Source organism: Streptomyces sp. NBC_00631, assembly GCF_045206895.1.
In the GTDB taxonomy this organism is placed as follows: Bacteria; Actinomycetota; Actinomycetes; order Streptomycetales; family Streptomycetaceae; genus Streptomyces.
The window spans coordinates 10,302,262-10,324,312 of sequence record NZ_CP107734.1; the positions used below are offsets into that span (position 1 = coordinate 10,302,262).

Sequence of the window (22,051 nt, forward strand, 5' to 3'; positions counted from 1 at the left end):
GTCGGCACACATAGGGAGCCGCAGTGAGAAAAGACCTCTACATAAGACTTGAGCGCATCTCCGCCTGGTGCGGAGTCGTCCTGCTGGTGGGCTTCATCGTGGCCTTCGGCGCGGGCGACCTGCTCAGCCCCGTCGACCCGAAGATGAGCCCCGCGGACATCGCCACGTTTCTGCACGACCACCGTACGGGGATCCTGTGGTGTGTCGTGATCATGGTGCTCACGGTGCCCTTCGAGTACCCGTACGTCGTCGTGACGAGCCTTCAGCTCAAGCGGGTCGAGGGCGGCTGGGGACTGCTGTCCATGATCCAGCTGACCACCGGTGTCGTCGCGCCCCTGGGCTTCTTCTTCCCACTGGCGATCCTGTCCGCCGCCGCGTACCGGCCGGAGATCCATTCGCCCGACGTACTGGCCGCGCTGACCGACATCTTCAACCTCATGCTGGTGGGCAACGCCTGCATCTTCGTCCTGCAGGTCTGGTCGATCGGGTACGCGGCGTTCATCGACCGCCGGGAGAAGCAGGTCTTCCCCAAGTGGTACGGCTGGCTCAGCCTGGTGCTGGGCGTGCTCCTCATCCCGGGTGCCTTCGTCTACCTCACCGACAGCGGGCCGTTCGCCTGGAACGGCGTGCTCGCGAACACCATTCCCTCGCTCACGTACTTCGTCTGGAAGATCGCCACTCCTTATGTGCTGCTCAAGGCGATCAGGTCGGAGGAGCAGGAACTGGCCGGCCGGGCGGAGGCCGAGCCGGTGACCGTCTGAGCGGACGGCTGTGGCCGTGACCTCGACGAGGTCACGGCCACAGCCGTCCGCTCAGACGGAGAGCGCGAACCCGCCCGTCACCCGCAGGGTCTCGCCGGTGACGAAGGACGCCTTCGACGAGACCAGATACAGCAGCGCCTCGACGATGTCCCGCTCCTGCCCCTGCCTGTGCAGGATCTGCTCCCCGAGGACCCGCTCCGCCTCGGCGGGGGAGAGCTGTTCGCGTACCGCATCGGTGAAGATCAGGCCCGGCGCGATGGCGTTGACCCGGATGCCGTCGCCAGCGAACTCCCGCGCGAAGGACATCGTCAGGCCGCGTACGGCGAGCTTGGAGACGCCGTAGATGCTGCGGTTCGCGTAGGCCGCGGACGAGGAGATGTTGACGACACAGGCCCCCTCGCGGTCCTTCATGGCGTCGCGGGCGGCCATGGTGCAGATGATGGTGCCCATGACGTTGACGTCGAGCACCCGGCGTACCGCCGCCAGGCCCAGTTCGGTGAACGGCCTGTTGTAGGCCGCGTGCAGACCGGCGTTGTTGACCAGGAGGTCGAGCCCGCCGTGGCGGTCGGCGATCTCGCGCAGCACGGCCCCGACCTGCTCCTCGTCGGCCACGTCACAGGCGACCGCGGTGGCTCCCCGGCCCTTCGCGGTGAGTTCCGCCGCCGCCTCGGCCGCCGCGTCGCCGTCGATGTCGGCGAGGACGACATGCGCGCCGCGGGCCGACAGCGCCTCGCCGAACGCCTTGCCGAAACCCCGGCCGCCGCCGGTGACGAGGGCGATCCTGCCCTGGTGCTCTGTGTTGTCCGGCATGTGCGAACCTCACTTCGGTCCGAAGCGCTGGCCCGCGTCGAGGCGCAGGCACTGGCCGTTCAGCATCGGGTTGTCGACGACCGCCAGCGCGAGCCTGGCGTACTCCTCGGGCCGGCCCAGCCGGCGTGGGAACGCGGCGTCCTTGACCAGCGCGGCCCGGGTCTCGGCGGGGATCTTCTCGGTGGCGCCGGTCTCGAACAGGCTGGGCGCGATGGCGACGACACGGATGCCGAGGGAGCCGAGGTCGCGGGCCATGGTCAGGCTCATGCCGGCGATCGCGGCCTTGGCGGCCGAGTAGGCGACCTGACCGATCTGCCCCTCGAAGGCGGCGATGGACGACGTGTTGACGATGACCCCCCGCTCGCCGTCTGGCTCTTCGGGCTCGTTGCGGCTCATGTGCACGGCGGCCAGCCGGCTGATGTTGAAGGTGGCGACCGTGTTCAGGTCGAGGATCCGGCGGAAGGTGTCCAGGTCGTGCGGACCGTCCTTGCCGAGCGTACGGCGCACACTGCCGCCGCCCGCCGTGGTGACCGACACGTGCAGACCGCCCAGGGTCTGTACGGCCGCCTCCAGGGCGGTCTCGGCCGCCGCGAAGTCGGTCACGTCCACAGGGTGGAAGCAGGCGCCGAGCGCGGCGGCGACCGCGCCGCCCGCCGACGCCGCGCGGTCCAGTACGGCGACGTCGGCGCCGCGGGCCGCGAGGAGTTCGGCGGTGGCCCGGCCCATGCCGGAGGCACCGCCGAACACCACCGCCTTCTTTCCCTTGATCTCCATGGGGAACCTTTCGGATCGTCCGCTCAGGCGGCTGCGGAAGCCCCGCGCAGCAGGGTGCACAGCCGGTCCCGGTGTACGGCGGCGTCGCCGTACAGCACGCTGTCCGCTCTGGCCCGGCGCAGGTGGAGGTGGAGGTCGTGCTCCCAGGTGAAACCGAGGCCTCCGTGCAGCTGAAGGGCCCGGGCCGCGACCTGGCCGGCGCCGGCCGCCACGTACGAGGCGGCGGCACAGGCCGCCCGGGTGGCGTCCTCGGCGCCCGCGTCGGCCGTCATCGCCGCGTAGGCGGTGGCGGCTCGGGCACCGTGCACCAGCAGCGCCATGTCGGCGCACGCGTGCTTGACCGCCTGGAAGCTGCCGATGGGACGCCCGAACTGCACGCGGTACGTGGTGTGTTCGACCGTGAGCTCCAGCATGCGTGCCATCACGCCGAGCGCGTCCGCGCAGCGCAGCACCGACGCCTCGTCGAGCAGCCGCTCGATCTCGGCGGGGCCGGCGGTGAGACGGCGTTCCCCCGGCAGCCGCACGTTCTCGAACCGGATCTCGTAGAACGCCCGGGTCAGGTCCAGGACCTGCTGCCGGCGGACGGTGACACCGGGGGCCGTACGGTCGACGAGGAAGGACGCGGGCACACCGTCCTCGCGTGCGGTGACGAGCAGCCAGCGGGCGCCGCCCGCATCCTGCACCGCGGTCTTCACCCCGTCGAGAACGAACCCGTCCGCCTCGGCGCGGGCCGTGGCGCGCACGCCGTCGAGGGACCACGGGGCCCGAGGTTCGGCGAAGGCCCAGGTGGCCCAGCCCGCCCCCGCGACGAGCGCGGACAGCACCTCGGCCCGCACCGCGGGTGTGCCTGTCGCGGCCACCGCCCGGCCGACGACCGCGGTGGGCATGACCGGCCCCCGCCCGAGCGCACGTCCCAACTCCTCGGCCACGATCGCCAGTTCCACCAGCCCCTGGCCGGAGCCTCCGTACTCCTCGGGCAGCCCCAGACCGGGCCAGCCGAGGGCGGCCGTCAGCCGCCACACCTCGGGATCGACGTCCTCGTCGCCCTCCGCCCAGGCCCGTACCCGGTCGATCGGAGCCCGCTCGGCCAGCAGGCCGCGGGAGGCCTCGCGGAGCATGTCCTGCTCTTCACTGAGCTCGAAGTCCACGCACTCAAGGTATCCTCTTTTATCTGAACGGTCGAGATCCGGAGGGGAGTTCGCAGCAGATCTGTCGACCATGGGCCTATTTGAGTACTCTGAATTCCATGGTTGATGCCGTCATACTCTCCGCCTGCCGCACCGCCATCGGAACCGCCCGCCGGGGCGCCCTGCGGGACACCGACGCCTTCCGGCTCGCCACCGTCGTCGTCGGCGAGGCCGCCCGGCGCAGCGGACTGCCGCCCGAGGCGATCGACGACGTCGTGCTCGGCGAGTCCCTGGCCGGCGGCGGGGACATCGCCCGTTACGCGGCGCTCCAGGCCGGTCTGACACATGTCCCGGGCCTCGCGCACAACCGTCACTGCGCCTCCGGACTGGCGAGCGTGGCGACCGCCGCCGCGGGCGTGCGGGCCGGCATGGATCGTGCCGTGGTCGCCGGCGGGACGCATTCGTCCTCCACGGCGCCGGTGGGCCGGCGGCGGACGCCGGGCACCGACGACTGGCAGGATCCCTGGATGGCGCCGACCCATGCGCCGACGCCCGACGCGCCCAACGACGACATGGCGGTCCTCGTCGGCTGGAACACCGCCCGGCTCGCCGGGCTCACCCGCGAGGAGATGGATGCCTGGGCGCTGCGCTCCCACGAGCGGGCCGTGCGGGCCATCGACGACGGACGGTTCGCCGACGAGATCGTGCCCGTGCGGGTGACCGGGCGCGACGGGGCGGTCTCGGTCTTCGACACCGACGAACATCCGCGCCGTGACACCAGCGCCGGGAAGCTGGCCGCGCTGAAGGTGCTGCACCCGGAGATCGAGGGGTTCTCCATCACGGCCGGCAACTCCAGTGGCGTCAACGACGGTGCGGCCGCGGTCGTCGTGGCCGGTTCGGACGTGGCCGCCGGCCACGGTCTCACCCCCCTCGCGACCGTCCGGGCCTGGGCCAGCGTGGGCGTCGACCCCGTCGAGACGGGCCTCGCGCCGGTCGCGGCGATCCGCAAGGTTCTCGACCGGGCCGGGCTGGGCATCGGCGACGTCGACCTGTTCGAGATCAACGAGGCCTTCGCGGCCGTGGCCGTCGCCACCACCCGGCAGCTGGGCCTCGACCCGGAGCGGGTCAATCCGTTCGGCAGCGGCTGCAGCCTCGGCCATCCGATCGCCACCACCGGAACCCGCATGGTCGTGACGCTGGCGCACGAACTGCGCCGACGGGGCGGCGGCACCGCCCTCGCGGCCATGTGCGCGGGCGGCGGCATGGGCTCCGCCCTGATCCTGACCGCCTGACCCCTGCCTGGCGGTCGCGCCGCGCGCGAGCACGGATCCCCGGACCGGCTTTCCACCCGCCGGGCACCTTCACCGCCGGCCGGTCGAAAAGCCGTTCACCTGGCCGTCGGGTCACCGGGCCACCGAGTCCCCCTGTCACCGGGCCGTCCTGTCAGCGGGCGGCCCAGGTGACGGTCTTGGTCTGGAGGTACTCGTCGAGCCCGAACTCGCCCCATTCCCTGCCGAGGCCGCTCTGCCCGTACCCGCCGAACGCGGCCCGTGGGTTCACTCCGGCGCTGCCCCCGTTGATCGTGACGCCACCGGTCCGGATGCGGGACGCGATCTCGTACGCGGCCGCGGTGTCGGCGCTCCAGACGGCGCCGGCGAGGCCGTACGGGCTGTCGTTCGCGATCCGTACCGCCTCCTCGTCGTTGCGGAACGGGATGACGACACCGACCGGGCCGAAGAACTCGGTGCGTGCGATGGTCATGTGGTTGCCGACGCCGGTGAAGAGGGTGGGCTCCACGAAGTAGCCCCGGTCGAGACCGGCCGGGCGCCGGCCGCCGTGGACCAGCCGTGCGCCCTCCTTCTCGCCGACCTGGATCAGTTTCTCCACCTTGTCCCGCTGGGCCGCGCTGATCAGCGGGCCCATGGTGGTGGCCGGATCGGCGGGGTCGCCGACCCTGACCTCGGCCAGGGCCGCGGTCAGCCGGGCGACCAGGTCGTCGTGGACGGACTCGTGCACCAGCGTGCGGGTCAGCAGGGAACAGCCCTGTCCGGCGTGGGTGACGATGCCGGACAGGGCGGAGCGCACCGCGCCGTCGAGGTCGCCGTCGGCCCGGACGACCGTGGCCGACTTGCCGCCGAGTTCGAGGACGACCTTCTTCAGGGACGCGGCGGCCTGGGTGTAGACGAGGCGGCCGACCGTGTCGGAGCCGGTGAAGCTGACCAGGTCCACCATGGGGTGGGTGGTGAGCGCCCGGCCGGCCTCAGCGTCACCGGTCACGAGGTTGAGCACCCCCGGGGGCAGCCCGGCCGCGTCGGCGAAGTCGCCGATCAGCAGCGACTCCAGCGGGGTGGCGGGAGCCGGCTTCAGCACGGCGGTGCAGCCCGCGGCGAGGGCCGGGATCACCTTCATCATGCTCAGGAAGAACGGGAAGTTGTACGCGGAGATCAACGCGCACACCCCGAACGCCTCCCGCCGCAGCACCCCCTGCGAGATGCCGATGCCCGGAGCGACGGCCGGATCCATCGGGCGCTCCCAGGCGAAGGCCGGTACCACCCGCTCGGCCATGTCGCGCAGATGCGTCACCGGGACCCGGGTCTGCAGGGTCTCGGCCAGGGCCCGGACCGAGCCGGCCTCCGCCATGTTGAGGGCGACGAGTTCGGGCAGCCTGCGCTCCATCTCGTCGGCCATGCGCAGCAGCACCGCGGACCGCTCCCGGGGGCGCATGCGCGGCCAGGGACCCTCGTCGAAGGCGCGCCGGGCCGCCGCGACGGCCTCGTGCACGTCCTTCGGTGAGGTGTCCGGCACCTCGGCGATCGTCTCCTCCGTCGCGGGGTTGCGGACCGGGATCGAGGTGTCCGACCGGCCGTCGGTGCGGCGCCCGTCGATGTAGAGCCGCGAAGAGAACGAGTACGCCGTCGTCATGTCCGTCTCCTGGTCGCCTGCTGACTGCTTACGCAAGGAATCTATTCAGTGTACTGAATTGCCTCATCAGGGGAAACGGTTCCGGGGTGATCCCTTTGTCAGCTAGTCGTCAGACTTCAGAAGTCGGAGACTGCCTGGTCATTCCGTATGCTGAATCGTTGACTGGACCGGTCGGTACAGGTAACTTCGGCACCATCCGCGGGGTGGATTTCTGCCACGAACGACGAGGTTCGAAAGAGGTACCGCCTGTGTTCAAGGAATTTGTCGTGTCCGGCGACTCCCACATCATCGAGCCGGTCGATCTCTTCAAGACCCGGCTGCCGAAGGCGCTGCGCGACCGCGCGCTGTGGGAAGAGGAGTTCACTCTCGACGAGCCGATCGTCGAGGGCGGGCACACCGAGTTCAAGAAGCTGCACACCATCGGGTTCGACGGCTGGACCATCTCCAAGTACCGGCAGACCGGCGGGGAGACCCCGGACGGCGACCCGGACCACATCATCCGGGACATGGACGTCGACGGGGTCGACGCCTCGGTGATGTTCCCGAACCTGTCGCTGTTCGTCCTCTTCACGGACGACCACGAGCTGTCCATGGCGCACGCCCGGGTGTGGAACGACTACCTGGTCGAGCGGTACCTGCCGTACAAGGACCGGCTGCGCCCGACGGCGGCGATCCCGCTCACGGACGTGCCCGAGGCGGTCGCGGAGATCGAGCGGGTCGCGCGGCTCGGGATAGGTGCGCTGCTGCTCCCGGAGATCCCGCCGCTGCCGTACTACGCGCGGGAGTACGACCCGGTCTGGGCGGCCGCGCAGGCGCACGGGCTGCCGGTGTTCATCCACGTGGCCACCGGCGGGGTGAAGGTCAAGGAGCAGGTGTCCGAGACGGCGCTGACCGTCCGGGGTCTGATGACGGCGATGAACATGGGCAGGGGCAACCTGACCGACGACATGGTGGCGGGCCGCACCATGGGCAGCGCGGTCGGCTCGGCGGTGGCCGGTCCGCAGGGCATCATCGCCAGCCTGGTCGGCGGCGGGGTGTGCGAGCGCTTCCCGGATCTGCACTTCAACCTGATCGAGTACACGGCCGGCTGGCTGGTCTCCTTCATGGGCTACATGGACAAGGCGTGGAAGACCGGCACCGGTCAGGACCCTGACTGGTGGCTCGGTTTCTGGGACGACAACCGTGGTCCGAAGGAGCAGCCGGCCATGGGGCGGCTGTTCGCCGTCAACGACCGGTGGCCCTACCCGCTCAAGCCCACCGAGTACGTCCAGCGTCAGATCCATGTGCAGTTCGCGGACGACCCGACGGCCGTCAAGGCCCGCCACATCACCGGGCTGTCGACGGTGATGTGGGGCAATGACTACCCGCATGCCGAGGGCACCTTCCGCAGCAGCGAAGAGTGCATCGCGGAGAACTTCGAGGGAGTGGGCGACGAGGACCGTGCCGCCATCCTCGGCGGCACCCTCGCCAAGGTGGTCGGCTTCGACAGCAGCCGCAAGCTCGCCCCGGTGGCCGAGGACGTCTGACCGCCCCGGGCGGCCCGGGCGCAGAAGCCGTCCGCCCCCCGCCTCGGTGCGGACGCGTCGCCGAACCCGGCGCATGCGGCGTCGGTGTCCGCTGGTCAGGCCGCGTCGCCGTGCTCGGCGGCGGCCGGGCCCGGCACGGCGCCGACCAGTGCCAGGCTCGCCCGCGCGTACGCGGCCCGGCGGCCGCGGCTCACCATGAAGCTCGGCGGTGCGAAGTAGCCGATGTCGCGGGGGAGCGAGCCGGCCCGGCGGGCGAGGGTGTCCTTGGCGTCGGCGGTGGTACCGCAGACGGCGATCGCGGTGAGCATCTCGTCGGTCACCGCCCGCGCCATGCCGTCCGTGTCACCGGAACGGAAGGCGGCGCGCAGCCGGGCGACGGGCTCCTCCCAGCCGTGGTGCGCGACGAACGGGTCGTACGTCCTGACGGTGAGGTAGAAGGCGATCATGCGCCGGGCGTCGGCGAGGGCGCGCTCGGGCGCGGAGTCGTCGACCGCCGTGATGATCCAGCCGTGTTCGAGCGGACGCGGGGCGGCCGGGCCGCGCCCGCTCGTGCCGCGCTCGACCGCGGGCCGTACGACCTCGTTCCACCACGAGCCGGTGAACAGCCCGTGCCCGACGGTGCCGTCGGCGACCCGGCCTGCGGTGGCCGCCATCCGGGTGTTGAACGCGGCCAGCAGGACCGGGATGTCCAGCCGGCCGAGCACGGGGGCACGGACGTCGGCGTCGAGCGCGTGGAACTCGCCGGCGTACCGGACCCGGTCGCCGTTCTCCGCGTGCAGCCAGGCCCGTACGGCACCGACGGTCTCGGCGATCCGGTCCACCGGGCGGTCGGCGGGCACCCCCAGCCAGTCCCGGTTGATCCGGAACGCCCCGCTGCCCAGCCCGACGAAGAGCCGGCCCGGCGCCTGGGTGTGCAGCTGGCGCAGCGCGGTGGCATGCGCGTAGGGGGTGCGGGCGAACGCGTAGGCGATGGCGGGGCCCGCCAGGGCGTGCTCGGTGTGCGCCACGATGTCCGCCACGGTGAGGTACGCGTCGTGGTCGGCGAACTCGCCGGCGCAGAAGGCGCGGACACCCGCCTGCTCGGCCTCCCGCCCGACGTCCCGGCCGGGCCAGGGCATACCGAACCGCATGAGAGCCTCCCGTTGAGCACCGTACCCCGCGTTCAGTAAAAAAGTACACTCATCTAGAGTCGGACGGGAAGGGTCAGCGCAGCGTCCACCGTCCCCTCGGCACCGCGGAGCGGTCGATCCCGGCCTTCCCGATCGGGTTCCCGAGCTGGGTGTACGACAGGCCGGTGCGCAGCGCCTGGGTACGGGTCGAGTCCAGGGACTCCCAGATCGCGCGGACGGTCCCCTGGACGGCGGCCGGCGGTTTGGCGGCGATGAGCCGGGCGATCTCGTCGGCCCGGGCCCACAGTTCCGCTCGCGGAAGCACCTCGCTGACCAGGCCGATCTGCAGGGCGCGCGCCGCGGACACGCGCTCGTCGAGGCCGAGCAGGGCGATCCGCAGCGCCTCGCCGAGAGGGACGCGCCGGGCCAGCCCGATGGGCTCCAGGGCCGCTGTGAGCCCGTAGCTGACATGCGGGTCGAAGAAGGTGGCCTCCTGTGAACAGATCAGGATGTCGGCCTCGTTGAGCCAGTAGAACGCGCCTCCGGCGGCCATCCCGTGCACCGCGCAGACCAGCGGTTTCCACACCTGGTTCAGCTTCGGCGAGAGGTACTCGCCGGGGTCGGTCTGCGACCACGGGTTGGGGTGGCGGTCGATCCCCTCCTTCACGTCCATGCCGGTACAGAACGCCCGGTCACCCGCCCCGCGCAACACCACCACGTGCACGTCGTCATCGGTCCTGACGGTGTGCCAGAGGGTGGCGAACTCCTCCAGCATCCGCTGGTTGAAGCCGTTCATCACCTCGGGTCGGTTCAGGGTGACCGTGGCGACGTGGCCGGTCACCTCGAAGAGGACGGTCTCAAGTTCCATCCGACAGCTCCGTTCTCGACGCGATCGAGGAAAGTAGTATACTTTTCTCTGGTTACTCGGCGCCGCCCGATCGGCGCCCCGAGAGCCGCGGAGGACGCTGCGATGAGGCCACGCGTGGGGCAGATGCTCGCCAGTACGGTCGACACGACGGCGGTGATCGTCGTGCGGTGCCCGGACCAGGACCTGGAGATCACGTGCGGCGGGGCCGCCATGGCCGAGGGGAACGGCCCGGGCTCCGCCCCGGCAGGCACCGCCGATCCCGCCCTGATGGGCGGTTCACTGCTCGGCAAGCGGTACGCGGACGACGACCTCGGTGTGGAACTCCTGTGCACCAAGCCGGGCTCCGGCACTCTGGCGGTCAACGGCGCCCCGCTGCCGATGAAGGCCGCCAAGCCGCTCCCGGCCTCGGACTGAGGGGCAGGGCCGGGCCGTGAACATATCGATGCTGCTGGACATGGCCGCCGAGGGCTTCGGCGAGCGGGTCGTGGCCGGACGCGCGGACGACGGGCTGACCGCCGAACGGCTCCGGCAACTGGCCCACGGGGGCGCGCGGTTGATCCGCGCGGCCGACGCCGACGCGCTCGTGTACCTCGCGGTGAACGGTCCGGCCCTGCCGGTCGCCCTGTTCGCCGCCGCCCGCGCCGGCGTCCCCCTGGTGCCGGTCAACTACCGTCTGGGCGACGTACAGCTCAAGGCCCTGCTCGCCCACCACCCCCGCGCGCTGGCCGTCGCCGACCCCGCACACGGGGCGGCGCTGCGGCGCGCCGGACTGCCGGTGTGCGGCCCCGGCGAGTGGCTCGCCCAGGCCGCCGAGCGCGCCGGACTCTCCGCCGCCGACGGCAGCGACCAGGACCCGCCCGGCTCCCCGGCCGTCCTCATCTACACCAGCGGCACGACCGCCGCGCCGAAGGGCGTGGTGCTGCGCCACCACAACCTGGTGTCGTACGTGCTCGGCACGGTGGAGTTCGCCGGAGCCGGCCCCGACGAGGCGGCTCTGGTGAGCGTCCCGCCGTACCACATCGCCGCCGTGTCGAACGTGCTGACGAACCTGTACGCGGGGCGCCGGGCCATGACCCTGGAGCAGTTCACCCCGGACGGCTGGCTCGGCCTCGTACGCGAGCAGCGGATCACCCACGCGATGGTGGTGCCCACCATGCTGGCCCGCATCATGGACACCGACGGGCTCGACCGGTCGGTGCCCTCACTGCGCTCCCTCGCCTACGGCGGCGCCCGGATGCCGGTCCGGGTCGTCGAGACCGCCCTGCGCGCCTGGCCGCACGTGGACTTCGTGAACGCCTACGGGCTCACGGAGACCTCCTCCACCATCACCGTCCTCGGCCCGCGTGAGCACCGCACGGCCCTGGCGAGCGACGACCCCGCGGTGCGGGCCCGGCTCGGCTCGGCGGGGCTGCCCGTGCCGGGCGTCGAACTGGAGGTCCGCGCCGCGTCGGGCGCACCGGCGGCCCCCGGCGAGACCGGCCAGGTCTGGGTGCGCGGTGAGCAGGTGTCGGGGGAGTACGCGGGACACGGCTCCACGGTCGACGAGCGGGGTTTCTTCCACACCCGTGACCGGGGCCGTCTCGACGGCGACGGCTATCTCCACATCGAGGGAAGGGCCGACGACACGATCATCCGCGGTGCCGAGAACATCGCGCCGGCCGAGATCGAGGACGTCCTGCTGAGCCATCCGGAGGTGCTCGACGCCGTCGTCGTCGGCGTCCCCGACGAGGAGTGGGGTCAGCGGATCGAGGCGGTGGTGGTGCTGCGCGACGGCGCGATGGCCGACACGGACGCCCTGCGGGCGCTGGTGCGGGGCACGTTGCGCGGCTCCAGGACACCGGAGCGCATCACGCGCTGGCGCGAGCTGCCCCGCACCCCGACCGGCAAGCTGATCCGCCGCGACATCGTCGCGGCGCTGACCAGCGGCGACCGGACGGAGGCGAGGGCATGAGCGTCGTGGCCGACAGCGCCGATCTGACGGCGGAGCTGACGCGCCGGGCGGCCGCAGCGGTGCGCGGCTGGACGCCCGGCGCGACGGTGGAGTCGGTCGAACCACTGGCCGGCGGCACGTCGAGCCTCACCTACGCGGCGACGCTGGCGGGGGTCCCCGCCGAGTACGAGCGCGTCGTCCTCAAGGTGGCCCCGCCCGGCCTGGCACCGGTCCGCAACCGGGACGTGCTGCGCCAGGCGCGGCTCATGCGAGTGCTGGCCGGCGTGCCCGGCGTACGGGTGCCGAAGGTGCTGTTCTGCGACGAGGGCGCGCCGACGGCCGTCCAGCCCTTCGTCGCCATGGAGTTCGTGGCCGGCGAGTGCGTGGAGCCGGTGCTCGTGCCCCGCGGCACCGTCCCCGCCGGGCAGGTGCGGGCCCGTGCGCTCGACGCCGCCCGGATGCTGGCCCACCTGCACCGTGCGGACCCCAGGCGCACGCCGCTGGCCGTGGAGCCGGTCGTCACGCCCGGCGCCGAGATCGGCCGCTGGGCCAGGGCCTTCACCACCGTGCCGGAGGATCTGCGGGCCGGTTGCGAGGCGGTCGAGGCACGGCTGCGTGCCACCGTGCCCGCCGCGATGATGCCGGTGTTCACACACGGCGACTACCGGCTCGGCAACACCCTGTGCGACGCCGGCGCGGTCAACGCGGTCATCGACTGGGAGATCTGGTCGCTCGGCGACCCCCGGGTCGACATCACCTGGCTGACGTTCTTCACGGACGAGGCCCGCCATCCGGCGTCCCTGTCGGCCGAGCCGACCGGCATGCCGGGGAAGGCCGAGCTGATCGACGCGTACCAGGAGGCTCGCGGTCAGGAGCTGCGTGACATGACGTGGTTCGAGGCGCTGACCAAGTACAAGGAGGCCGCGGCGACCGCGCTGCTGATCAAGCGGGGCCGGAAGGCGGGGCGGTTGAGCGACATGCATCGGCGGATGGAGCCGGCGCTGCCGGTGCTGCTGGGGGAGGCGGCCGAGCTGCTGCGGTAGTTCGTCGGCCGCGGGTGCGCGGGGGCGGGCCGCGCAGTTCCCCGCGCACCCAAGGGGGCGCGGGGAACTGCGCGAGCAACCCCCACGCACCCGCACTTCTCAGTACAACCCGCCGTCCACCCGTATCAGTGACCCCGTCGTGTAACTGGACGCATCGCTCGCCAGATACAGCGCCGTGCTGATGATCTCCTCCGGCCGCCCCGGCCTGCCTGCCGCGCTGCGCGCGCTCTGTCTCTTCTCCTCCGGCCACGCCTTGGAGATGTCCGTCAGAAACGGCCCCGCCGAGATCGTGTTCACCCGCACCCTCGGGCCGTACTCCAGGGCGAACACCGAGGTCAGCGCATTCAGCGCGGCCTTCGCGCCGGCGTACGGGCCGAACCGCGGCTGTGGGAACAGCGCCCCGGAGGAAGACACGTTGATGATCGAGCCTCCCTCGCCCTCCGCCATCCGACGGCCGATCAGCGAGGCCAGCCGGAACGGCCCCTTGAAGTTCACGCCTATCACTTTGTCGAACAGCTCCTCGCTGGTCTCCGCCGAGGAGGGCGCCACCGGGGACATCCCCGCGTTGTTGACGAGGACGTCGACCCGGCCGAACTCCTCGTACGCGGTGTCCGCGAGGCGGGCCAGGTCGTCCCAGTGACCCACGTGCGCGGCGACCGGCAGGGCTCGCCGGCCCAGGCCGCGGACCTCCGCCGCGACCGTCTCGCACGCGTCGGGCTTGCGGCTGGCGATCACCACGTCGGCACCCGCGGTGGCGAAGGCCCGCACCATCTCCCGGCCCAGACCCCGGCTGCCGCCGGTGACCAGCGCGACCTTGCCGGACAGGTCGAACAGGTCGGCCGGGGCGATGGACTTGGCGTCCCGCTCGCCGCTCATCCGTTCACCCGGCCGCTGAGGCTGTCGTCGCCGATGATGTGCGCGTACCGCTTGCGGGCCGCCTCCAGCCTCGGCGGGATGTGCTCGCTCGGGAACAGGCCCTCGGCCGGCGTGTACTTCCTGAGCAGCTGCTTGGCGATCGTGGTGCGGTGCACCTCGGTCGGACCGTCGGCGAGGGCGAGGTTCGGCGCGGCCATCCACCACTTGGCGAGCGGGAGTTCGCCCGTGGTGCCGAGCGAGCCGTGCAGATGCACCGCCCGCTGGACGATGTCGTGCAGCACCTTCGCCGTCTGCACCTTGCACATGGCGATCTGGGTGCGGGCGGCGCCGTGCGGCTGGGTGTCGATGATCCAGGCGGTGTGCAGCACGAGCAGCCGGAACTGCTGCAGCTCCACCCACGAGTCCGCGACGAACTGCTGCACCGCCTGCTTCTCGGCGAGCAGGGTGCCCTGGGTACGGCGGGACAGCGCCCGCTCGCACATCATGTCGAAGGCGCGGGCGCACTTGCCCACCGTACGCATCGCATGATGCACGCGACCGCCGCCGAGGCGGGCCTGGGCCACCTCGAAGCCCTCGCCGGGGCCGCCGAGCATGGCGTCGAGCGGGACGCGGACCCGGTGGTAGCGGATGTAGGCGTGGATGCCCTCGTCGAGGCTCTCGCGCTCGTCCATCGTGCCGACGTTGCGTTTGATCTCGATGCCGGGTGTCTCGGCCGGCACGACGAACATCGACATGCGCCGGTGCGGCGGGGCGTCCGGGTCGGTGACGGCCATGACGATCAGGAAGGCCGCGTACCGGGCGTTGGAGGAGAACCACTTCTCGCCGTCGATCACCCACTCCTCCCCGTCGCGCCAGGCGCGGCAGGCGAACTCCTTGGGGTCGGCGCCCGCCTGCGGCTCCGTCATCGAGAACGTGGAGACGATCTCGCCGTCGAGCAGGGGCCGCAGATAGCGGTCCTTCTGCTCGTCGGTGCCGAACATCGCCAGGATCTCGGCGTTCCCGGTGTCCGGGGCGGCGGTGCCGAAGACGGTCGGCGCCCAGTAGGAGCGCCCGAGGATCTCGTTGAGCAGGGCGAGCTTCACCTGGCCGTAGCCCGGGCCGCCGAGTTCGGGGCCCAGGTGACAGGCCCACAGCCCGTGCTCCCGGACCTGCTCCTGCAGCGGGCGCAGGATCGCGCGGGCCTTCTCGTTCCGGGTGTCGTAGGGGTCGCCGCCGTGCGGGAAGAGGAGGTCCAGCGGCTCGACCTCCTCGCGCACGAAGGCCGCCGCCCAGTCCAGCCGGGCCTGGAAGTCAGGTTCGATCGTGAAATCCAGCATGCCGAAAACAGTATACTTTTTAGCGCCCTCGGTCCATACTCGGGAGCGCAGGAGGCGCATTGGGTATGCGCAATAGCGATGAGGCGCAGAGGAGTTGATCTGATGCAGAGGCCGATGGAAGGCGTGCGGGTGCTCGAAGTCGCGCAGTTCACCTTCGTCCCGGCGGCCGGCGCCGTGCTGGCCGACTGGGGCGCCGACGTGATCAAGATCGAGCATGCCGAACGGGGCGACGCCCAGCGTGGACTGGTCCGGGTGCTCGGCTACGAGGCGGCCAGCAGGGGTTCGTCGTTCTTCCCGATCATGGAGGGTCCCAACCGCGGCAAGCGCAGCGTCGGCCTCGCCCTGGAGAAGCCGTCGGCGCGGCCCGTGCTGGAGGAACTGATCCGCACCAGCGACGTTTTCCTCACCAACTTCCTGCCCGAGGCGCGGGCGAAGCTGCGCATCGACGTCGAGGACGTCCGGGCGGTCAACCCCGGCATCATCTACGTCCGGGGCAGCGGCTTCGGCACCCGCGGCGAGGAAGCCGGAAAGGGCGGCTACGACAGCACGGCCTTCTGGGCGCGCGGCGGCAGCGCCGCCGGTGTCACCCCGCCCGGCGCCGACCGGATGACCCGCATGCCGGCCGGGGCGTACGGCGACTCGATGGGCGGCATGACCATCGCCGGAGGCATCGCCGCCGCCCTGTACTCCCGGGCCACCACCGGCGAACCGTCCGTCGTGGACGTCTCGTTGATCGGTGTCGGCGCCTGGGCGACCCAGTTCACCGTCAACCTCGCGTTGATGACCGGCGGCCCCCTCCCGGCGCGGACCCCGCCCCGGCACGGCTCGGCGACCAACCCGCTCATCGGCGCCTACCGCACCTCCGACGGCCGCTGGATCGAACTGTCGATGCTGCAACCCGGCCGCTACTGGGCCGAGTTCTGCAAGCTCGCCGGGCGCGAGGAGCTGAGCGGCGACGAACGCTTCGACAGCACCGAGAAACTGATGGCCAACGCGGCCGAGGCCGCCGACCTCGTCGCCCGCCTCATCGCCTCGCGCCCCCACGCCGAGTGGGTCGAGATCCTCTCCCGTGGCGAGGGCCAGTGGGCCGCCGTGCAGGACGCCTGGGAGGTCGGCCAGGACCCCGCCCTGCGCGCCAACGGTCTCATCGCCCCCGTCGTGGACGCCGACGGCGTCGACCGCGAACTGGTCGCCAGCCCGGTCCAGTTCGACGAGACACCGGTCGGCCTCACCCGGGCACCCCAGTTCGCGGAGCACACCGACGAGGTGCTGCGCTCGCTCGGCCTCGGGGACGACGAGCTCATCGCGCTGAAGATCGACGGCGCCGCGACGTGACCGGCACGGACGTGCGACGTGAGGAGCCGTGATGAGGACGACGCCCGACGAGACCGACGGGACGTACGACGGCACGCCCGCCTACCACTTCGACAACCGGCTCGGCGGCCCGGTCCTCAGCCACCAGGAGCGCTGGGACGAGATGGCCGGGAGTCACGCCGGGTTCCGCAGCACTGTCGCCCGCGGCTTCTGGGTCGTCACCGACGGTCCGGCCGTGCAGCAGGCGCTGCAGGACTGGCGGACCTTCTCCAGCAGTTCGGTGACCGCGCTCGAACCGGACCCGAAGTTCCTGTGGATCCCCGAGATGCTGGACCCGCCCGTGCACAGCGTGTGGCGGCGCCTGCTCGGCCGCTACTTCTCCCCGGGCACCGTGGCCGCCCGTGAGCCCGAGGTCCGCCGGGTCGCGGCGGAGCTGATCGACGCGCTCGGCGGGCAGGGCGGCGCCGAGGTGCTGGACGCGTTCGCGCGCCGTTTCCCCACCCTCGTCTTCATGCGTCTGATGGGCCTGCCGGAGGACGATCTGCCCACCTTCCTGGCGTGGACCAGGGAACTGCTGCACCTCTCCCACGCCGAGGACCCCGACGGCGCGCGTCAACTGGCCGCCATGCGGCAGGTGTCGGCGTACTTCGAGGAACAGATCGCCCAGCGCCGCGGCACGCCCCGCGACGACCTGCTCTCGCACGCCATGACCTGGACCGTCGACGGCGAACCGATCGGCGACCGCGACCTGCACGCCTTCTGCGTCCTGATGTTCCAGGCGGGCTTCGACACCGTGCCGATCTCGATCGGCTGGGCGCTGTACCACTTCGCCACGCACCCGGGGCAGCGCGCGGAGATCCTCGCCGACCCCTCGCTCATCCCCACCGGAGTCGAGGAGATCCTGCGGGTGTACTCGTTCGTCGTCCCCGCCCGCAAGGCGACCAAGGACGTCGAGATCGGCGGCTGCCCGGTCAAGAAGGGCGAGATGGTGATGCTCCCGCTCGCCGTCACCAACCGCGACCCCGGCCGCTACCACCACCCGAGCGAAGTGGACCTGCACCGCGCGGCCACCAACCACATCGCGTTCGGCTCCGGCCCGCACCGCTGCCTCGGCTCGCACCTCGCCCGCCTCGAACTCACCGTGGCGGTCGAGGAGTGGCACCGGCGCATCCCCGACTACCGGATCGCGCCCGGCCAGGAGCTGTGGCAGCACGGCAACATGTACGGCATCAAGTCGCTCCGGCTGGAGTGGTGAGGCGCAGGTGACGACCCATCCCCTGACAGCGGCGGACCTCTACCACACCGGGATCGTGGTCGACGACGTCGACGCGTGGAAGTCCCGGATGAGCGAGGCCGCCGGATACCGGTGGACCGAGACCATGTCCGCGCACCTGCCGGTCCGCCTGGCGGACGGCGACCGCGAACTGGACCTGCGCTACGCCTACTCCCTGGACGCCCCGCACATCGAACTCGTCCAGGAGATCCCCGGCACACCGTGGACAGCGGCCGCGCACACCGCCGCCCACCACCTCGGCTACTTCTGCGACGACCTGGCGACGACGTCGAGACGGCTGGCCGAGCAGGGGTTCGCCCTGGAGGCCTGCGCGGTGACCGACGGCACCCCGTCGGTCTTCGCCTACCACCTGGCGCCGTCCGGCGTGCGGATCGAGATCGTGGACCGCGCCCGGATCCCGGACTTCGCCGCCTACCTGCGGTCGAGGACCCCCCGGTGACCGCCGGGACGACAGCCGACGTGGCGGCGCCGGACACCGGGCCCACGCCTGCGGCCCGCACCGAGGAGCACGAGGCACTCCGCTCCACGCTGCGCCGCTTCCTCGCCCAGAAGGCGCCGGGCGAGGCGACACGCCGCGTGATGGAGTCCGAAGAAGGCCACGACCCCCTGCTCCGGCGGGAGATGGCGGCCGGACTCGGCCTGCACGGCATCGCGCTGCCCGAGAGGTACGGCGGCTTCGGCGGCGGCCCCGTCGAGCTGGGAATCGTCCTGGAGGAACTCGGCCGGACCCTGCTGCCCTCGCCGTACTTCGCCACCGTCGCCCTCGCCGGCCAGGCCCTCGCGGCCTCCGGCGACCACCCGGCGAAGGCCCGCTGGCTGCCGGCGATCGCCGACGGCTCGCTGACCGGGACGCTGGCACTGGCCGAGGAGAGCGGGTCCTGCCACGTCGAGGACGTGACGACCGAGGCGGTGCCGGGCGACGCCGGCCCGCGGGTGTCCGGCACGAAGATGTTCGTCGTCGACGGCCACAGCGCCGACCTGATCCTCGTCGTGGCCCGTACGGACACCGGCCCCGGCCTGTTCGCCGTGGACGGCACCGCTCCCGGAGTGACCCGCACCCCCCTGGAGACCCTGGACCCGACGCGCCGGCTGGCGCGGATCGACCTCGACGGCGCCCCGGCGCTGCGGGTCGGTCCGCAGGGGGACGCCACCGCGTACCTGCGCACGGTGACCGAGCTCGCCGCCGTCGCACTGGCCGCCGAGCAGGTCGGCGGGGCGCAGGCCTGCCTGGACGCCGCGGTGGCGTACGCGAAGGTGCGGGTGCAGTTCGGCCGCCCCATCGGGTCGTTCCAGGCGGTCAAGCACAAGTGCGCCGACATGCTGGTGAAGGTCGAGGCGGCCCGGTCGGCGGTGTACCACGCGCTGTCGGTGGCGGCCGGAGGACCGGCCGGGCTGCCGGTGGCCGCCGCGCTCGCCGCCGTCTGCTCCGCGGAGGCCTTCACCCACGCGGCCAAGGAGAACATCCAGATCCACGGCGGCATCGGCTGCACGTGGGAGCACGACGCACACCTCTACCTCAGGCGCGCGAAGTCGTCCGAACAGCTCCTCGGCAGCCCGGCGGCCCACCGCAGGCGGCTGGCCGACCTGGTCGGGATCTCCGCGCCCACCGCGACGAAAGGCCGCACGCGTGGGAATCCGTGACCGCCTGTCCCGGCTGCTCGCCGAAGCCGCCGACGACGCCGAGGCGATCGAGTACGACGGCCGGTGGTGGACCTGGGGACAGGTGCGGCGGACCGCACGCGGCGTCGTCGACGCGCTGGACGCGGCGGGCCTGCCGGCCGGAGCCCGTGTCGGTGTCGTCCTGGAGAACCGGCCCGAGCACGTCGCCGCCGTGGCCGCGGTGATCGCCTCCGGGCGCTGCCTGGTGATGCTGAGCCCCTTGCAGCCCGGCGTGCGGCTCGCGGCCGACATCGACCGCTGCGCCCCGCCCGTGGTCGTCTCCGGCGGCGAACCCCTGGCCCGCGACGGCGTCCTGGAGGCGGTGACCGAGCACGGGGCGGCCCTGGAACTGGGCACGGACGGCTCGCTGCGGCTCGTGGCCGGTACGGTCCCGACCGCCGCGCCGGCCAACCCCGGCGTCGCCGTGGAGATGCTCACCTCCGGCACCACCGGCCCCCCGAAACGCGTCCACCTGCGCATCGGCCAGCTCGACCAGGCGCTCGTCTCCGGCGGGCAGACCCCGAAGCCCGAGCGCCTGCTGTCCGCGTCCGCCGCGCTGGTGGCCAGCCCGCTGGTGCACATCGGCGGACTGTGGCGGGCCCTGGCCTGCCTGGCGACCGGGCGCCGCATGCTGCTGATGCCCAGGTTCGCCGTCGAGCCCTGGGCGGACGCGGTGGAGCGGCACCGGCTGCGGGCGGCGAGCCTGGTGCCGGCGGCGATCCGCGCCGTGCTCGACGCGAAGGTCCCGCAGGAGCGGCTGGCGAGCCTCCAGGTCGTCACCTCCGGCACCGCGCCCTGCCCGGCCGAACTCGCCGACGCGTTCTTCCGCGCGTACGGCGTCCCCGTCCTGATGACGTACGGGGCGACCGAGTTCGCCGGGGCGGTGGCCGGCTGGACGCTGACGTTGCACCAGCGGTGGTGGCCGCGCAAGGCGGGCAGCGCCGGACGCGCCTTCGACGGCGTCGAGCTGAGGGTGACCGGCGAGGACGGCACCGAGCTGCCCGTCGGCAGGACGGGCCGGCTGGAGGTCCGTACCGAGCAGAGCACCCGGGGCGGCGGGGCCTGGGTGCGCACCAGCGACCTGGCCCGGATCGACGCCGACCGGTTCGTCTGGATCGAGGGACGTGCCGACGACGCGATCATCCGCGGCGGCTTCAAGGTGCAGCCGGAGACGGTCCGGCGCGTCCTGGAGAGCCACCCGGCCGTACGGGAGGCGGCCGTGGCCGGGCTGCCCGACGCGCGGCTCGGGGAAGTGCCGGTCGCGGCGGTCGAGGCCGAGCCGGACCGGGCCGCCCCGGACCCCGCCGAACTGGCCGCCCTGTGCCGCGGCCGGCTCACCCCGTACGAGGTGCCGGCGCACATCGTCGTCCTCGACGCACTGCCCCGGACCCCGTCGAGCAAGGTGAGCCGGGTGGAACTGCTGGGCCTGGTCCGCGCCCGGCTCGGAATGGAGGAGGAGCGGCGATGACCGGAACCGAGGAACGCTTCGGCGTCCTGACCGACGAGGCCGTCGAGCGCTCCCGGCGCCGCCTCGGCATCCCCCAGCCGCAGCGCAACCCCCCGCACAACTACGAGGTCACCTGGGACGCCGCACGCCACTTCGCCTACGGCTACGGCGACGACAACCCCCTGTACTGCGACCCGGAGTACGCGGCCGGCACCCACTGGGGCTCGCTGCTCGCACCGCCCACCTTCCTGTACACGATGGGCGAGGACGCCGCCCCGCCGCCCGACGCCGGGACCAGGGCGCTCCTCAGGGGCGACCCGTTCGCCGGACTCGGCTCCTACCAGGCGGTGATGGAGTTCGAGTGGTGGCGCCCGCTGCGGCTCGGCGACCGCTGCCGGGTGCTGCAGACCCAGGTCGGCGTGCGCGTGAAGCCCAGCAGCTTCGGCGGGCGCACCGCCCACGTCGTCCGCGACTACCTCTACACCGACGGGCGCGGCGCGCTGCACGCCCTGCGCCGGGGCACCTGGATCAACGCCGAACGGCACACCTCGAAGAAGCGTGCCAAGGAACAGCTCGTCCAGCAGCCCTACACCGCCGAGGAGCTGGCCGCGATCGACGCGGCCTACGCGGCCGAGACCCGGCGCGGGGCCCGGCCCCGCCACTGGGAGGACGTCGAGATCGGCGAGGAGCTCCAGCCCCGGGTGAAGGGGCCGCTCACCACCACGGACGTCGTCGTCTGGCACCTGGGCTGGGGCATGCAGCTCACCCCGCCGGGCGCGTTCGGGATCGCCGCCAAGGTCCGGCGCAAGGCACCAGGCCTCTTCCCGCCCAACCCGCTGAACGTCCCGGACACCGTGCAGCGACTGCACTGGGAACCGGAGCGGGCCCGGGAACTGGGCCTGCCCGGCCCCTACGACTACGGCGGCATGCGCGAGACCTGGCTGTGCCATCTGCTCACCGACTGGACCGGCGACGACGGCTGGCTGTGGAAACTGCGCTGCGAGCACCGCAGGTTCAACTACCTCGGCGACACCACCTGGGTGCGCGGCACGGTCGTCGACAAACGACGGGTCGCCGGCCGGGCCGAGGTGCACATCGAGGTGCGGTGCGAGAACCAGCGGGGCGAGGTCACCACGCCCGGCACGGCCGTCGTCCTGCTGCCCACCCGTGACCGTGCCGTCGAACTCCCCGCGCCGCCCGCGGCGGACCTGGACGGCATGGTCGCCCATGAACTGGCCCAATTCGCCGTTCCCGGCGAGCATCCGAGGAGGTAGG

The 22,051-nt window shown here is 72.3% G+C and carries 20 protein-coding genes; 12 read left to right on the forward strand and 8 right to left on the reverse strand.

Going from position 1 to position 22,051, the window contains the following annotated elements:
* Positions 1-23 precede the first annotated feature (23 nt).
* A complete protein-coding gene (locus OHB00_RS46450; protein ID WP_406444421.1) occupies positions 24-761 on the forward strand; it encodes a hypothetical protein in 738 nt (245 codons plus the stop codon).
* A gap of 51 nt (positions 762-812) precedes the next feature.
* On the opposite strand, the gene OHB00_RS46455 is transcribed toward OHB00_RS46450, so the two are convergent.
* Genes OHB00_RS46455 through OHB00_RS46465 form a run of 3 tightly spaced genes read right to left on the reverse strand, consistent with a single transcriptional unit; the run spans position 813 to position 3,493 of the window.
* Positions 813-1,571: an SDR family NAD(P)-dependent oxidoreductase gene (locus tag OHB00_RS46455; RefSeq protein ID WP_406444423.1), complete on the reverse strand. Its 759-nt coding sequence runs from the start codon at positions 1,569-1,571 to the stop codon at positions 813-815.
* Between the two features lie 9 nt (positions 1,572-1,580).
* Entirely contained in the window at positions 1,581-2,345 is a 765-nt protein-coding gene (locus OHB00_RS46460) for an SDR family NAD(P)-dependent oxidoreductase (RefSeq protein WP_406444425.1), read from the reverse strand.
* Between the two features lie 23 nt (positions 2,346-2,368).
* Positions 2,369-3,493, reverse strand: a complete 1,125-nt coding sequence (locus OHB00_RS46465) for an acyl-CoA dehydrogenase family protein (RefSeq protein ID WP_406444427.1) — start codon at positions 3,491-3,493, stop codon at positions 2,369-2,371.
* Positions 3,494-3,591: 98 nt separating this feature from the next.
* Between OHB00_RS46465 and OHB00_RS46470 the strand changes: the two genes are divergently transcribed.
* On the forward strand, positions 3,592-4,764 hold the full coding sequence (locus OHB00_RS46470) for a thiolase family protein (protein WP_406444429.1): 1,173 nt from the start codon (positions 3,592-3,594) through the stop codon (positions 4,762-4,764).
* Between the two features lie 151 nt (positions 4,765-4,915).
* On the opposite strand, the gene OHB00_RS46475 is transcribed toward OHB00_RS46470, so the two are convergent.
* Positions 4,916-6,394 (reverse strand): aldehyde dehydrogenase family protein, encoded by a 1,479-nt coding sequence (locus OHB00_RS46475; protein ID WP_406444431.1) that lies wholly within the window; start codon positions 6,392-6,394, stop codon positions 4,916-4,918.
* A gap of 266 nt (positions 6,395-6,660) precedes the next feature.
* Here OHB00_RS46475 and OHB00_RS46480 point away from each other — a divergent pair, with 266 nt between their 5' ends.
* A complete protein-coding gene (locus OHB00_RS46480; RefSeq protein ID WP_406444433.1) occupies positions 6,661-7,920 on the forward strand; it encodes an amidohydrolase family protein in 1,260 nt (419 codons plus the stop codon).
* Between the two features lie 95 nt (positions 7,921-8,015).
* On the opposite strand, the gene OHB00_RS46485 is transcribed toward OHB00_RS46480, so the two are convergent.
* Both OHB00_RS46485 and OHB00_RS46490 read right to left on the reverse strand, forming a co-directional pair.
* Positions 8,016-9,050 (reverse strand): LLM class flavin-dependent oxidoreductase, encoded by a 1,035-nt coding sequence (locus tag OHB00_RS46485; RefSeq protein ID WP_406444435.1) that lies wholly within the window; start codon positions 9,048-9,050, stop codon positions 8,016-8,018.
* Between the two features lie 73 nt (positions 9,051-9,123).
* Positions 9,124-9,897: an enoyl-CoA hydratase/isomerase family protein gene (locus tag OHB00_RS46490; protein ID WP_406444437.1), complete on the reverse strand. Its 774-nt coding sequence runs from the start codon at positions 9,895-9,897 to the stop codon at positions 9,124-9,126.
* A 102-nt stretch (positions 9,898-9,999) separates the two neighbouring features.
* Between OHB00_RS46490 and OHB00_RS46495 the strand changes: the two genes are divergently transcribed.
* Genes OHB00_RS46495 through OHB00_RS46505 form a run of 3 tightly spaced genes read left to right on the forward strand, consistent with a single transcriptional unit; the run spans position 10,000 to position 12,870 of the window.
* Positions 10,000-10,311 carry a hypothetical protein gene (locus OHB00_RS46495; protein ID WP_406444439.1) on the forward strand — a complete coding sequence of 104 codons (312 nt, stop codon included), beginning with the start codon at positions 10,000-10,002 and terminating at the stop codon, positions 10,309-10,311.
* A gap of 16 nt (positions 10,312-10,327) precedes the next feature.
* Positions 10,328-11,848, forward strand: a complete 1,521-nt coding sequence (locus OHB00_RS46500) for a class I adenylate-forming enzyme family protein (protein ID WP_406444441.1) — start codon at positions 10,328-10,330, stop codon at positions 11,846-11,848.
* Complete coding sequence (locus OHB00_RS46505; protein WP_406444443.1) at positions 11,845-12,870, forward strand: phosphotransferase family protein; 1,026 nt, start codon at positions 11,845-11,847, stop codon at positions 12,868-12,870. The genes OHB00_RS46500 and OHB00_RS46505 overlap by 4 nt, the downstream gene beginning before the upstream one ends.
* A 99-nt stretch (positions 12,871-12,969) precedes the next feature.
* On the opposite strand, the gene OHB00_RS46510 is transcribed toward OHB00_RS46505, so the two are convergent.
* Together OHB00_RS46510 and OHB00_RS46515 are read right to left on the reverse strand one after the other, a co-directional pair.
* Entirely contained in the window at positions 12,970-13,746 is a 777-nt protein-coding gene (locus OHB00_RS46510; protein ID WP_406444445.1) for an SDR family NAD(P)-dependent oxidoreductase, read from the reverse strand.
* Positions 13,743-15,062: an acyl-CoA dehydrogenase family protein gene (locus OHB00_RS46515; protein ID WP_406444447.1), complete on the reverse strand. Its 1,320-nt coding sequence runs from the start codon at positions 15,060-15,062 to the stop codon at positions 13,743-13,745. The genes OHB00_RS46510 and OHB00_RS46515 overlap by 4 nt, the downstream gene beginning before the upstream one ends.
* A 102-nt stretch (positions 15,063-15,164) precedes the next feature.
* On the opposite strand from OHB00_RS46515, the gene OHB00_RS46520 reads away from it, so the two are divergent.
* Genes OHB00_RS46520 through OHB00_RS46545 form a run of 6 tightly spaced genes read left to right on the forward strand, consistent with a single transcriptional unit; the run spans position 15,165 to position 22,050 of the window.
* Positions 15,165-16,397: a CaiB/BaiF CoA transferase family protein gene (locus OHB00_RS46520; protein ID WP_406444449.1), complete on the forward strand. Its 1,233-nt coding sequence runs from the start codon at positions 15,165-15,167 to the stop codon at positions 16,395-16,397.
* 31 nt (positions 16,398-16,428) lie between these two features.
* Positions 16,429-17,631 carry a cytochrome P450 gene (locus OHB00_RS46525; RefSeq protein WP_406444451.1) on the forward strand — a complete coding sequence of 401 codons (1,203 nt, stop codon included), beginning with the start codon at positions 16,429-16,431 and terminating at the stop codon, positions 17,629-17,631.
* A gap of 7 nt (positions 17,632-17,638) precedes the next feature.
* Complete coding sequence (locus OHB00_RS46530; RefSeq protein WP_406444453.1) at positions 17,639-18,109, forward strand: VOC family protein; 471 nt, start codon at positions 17,639-17,641, stop codon at positions 18,107-18,109.
* A gap of 20 nt (positions 18,110-18,129) precedes the next feature.
* Complete coding sequence (locus OHB00_RS46535; RefSeq protein ID WP_406446297.1) at positions 18,130-19,311, forward strand: acyl-CoA dehydrogenase family protein; 1,182 nt, start codon at positions 18,130-18,132, stop codon at positions 19,309-19,311.
* The gene (locus tag OHB00_RS46540) at positions 19,298-20,797 is read left to right on the forward strand and encodes a class I adenylate-forming enzyme family protein (RefSeq protein WP_406444455.1); all 1,500 of its coding nucleotides are present in this window, start codon (positions 19,298-19,300) and stop codon (positions 20,795-20,797) included. Before OHB00_RS46535 ends, OHB00_RS46540 begins: the two co-directional genes overlap by 14 nt.
* Positions 20,794-22,050, forward strand: coding sequence for a MaoC family dehydratase N-terminal domain-containing protein (locus tag OHB00_RS46545; RefSeq protein ID WP_406444457.1), 1,257 nt, complete (start codon positions 20,794-20,796; stop codon positions 22,048-22,050). The genes OHB00_RS46540 and OHB00_RS46545 overlap by 4 nt, the downstream gene beginning before the upstream one ends.
* Position 22,051 lies beyond the last annotated feature (1 nt).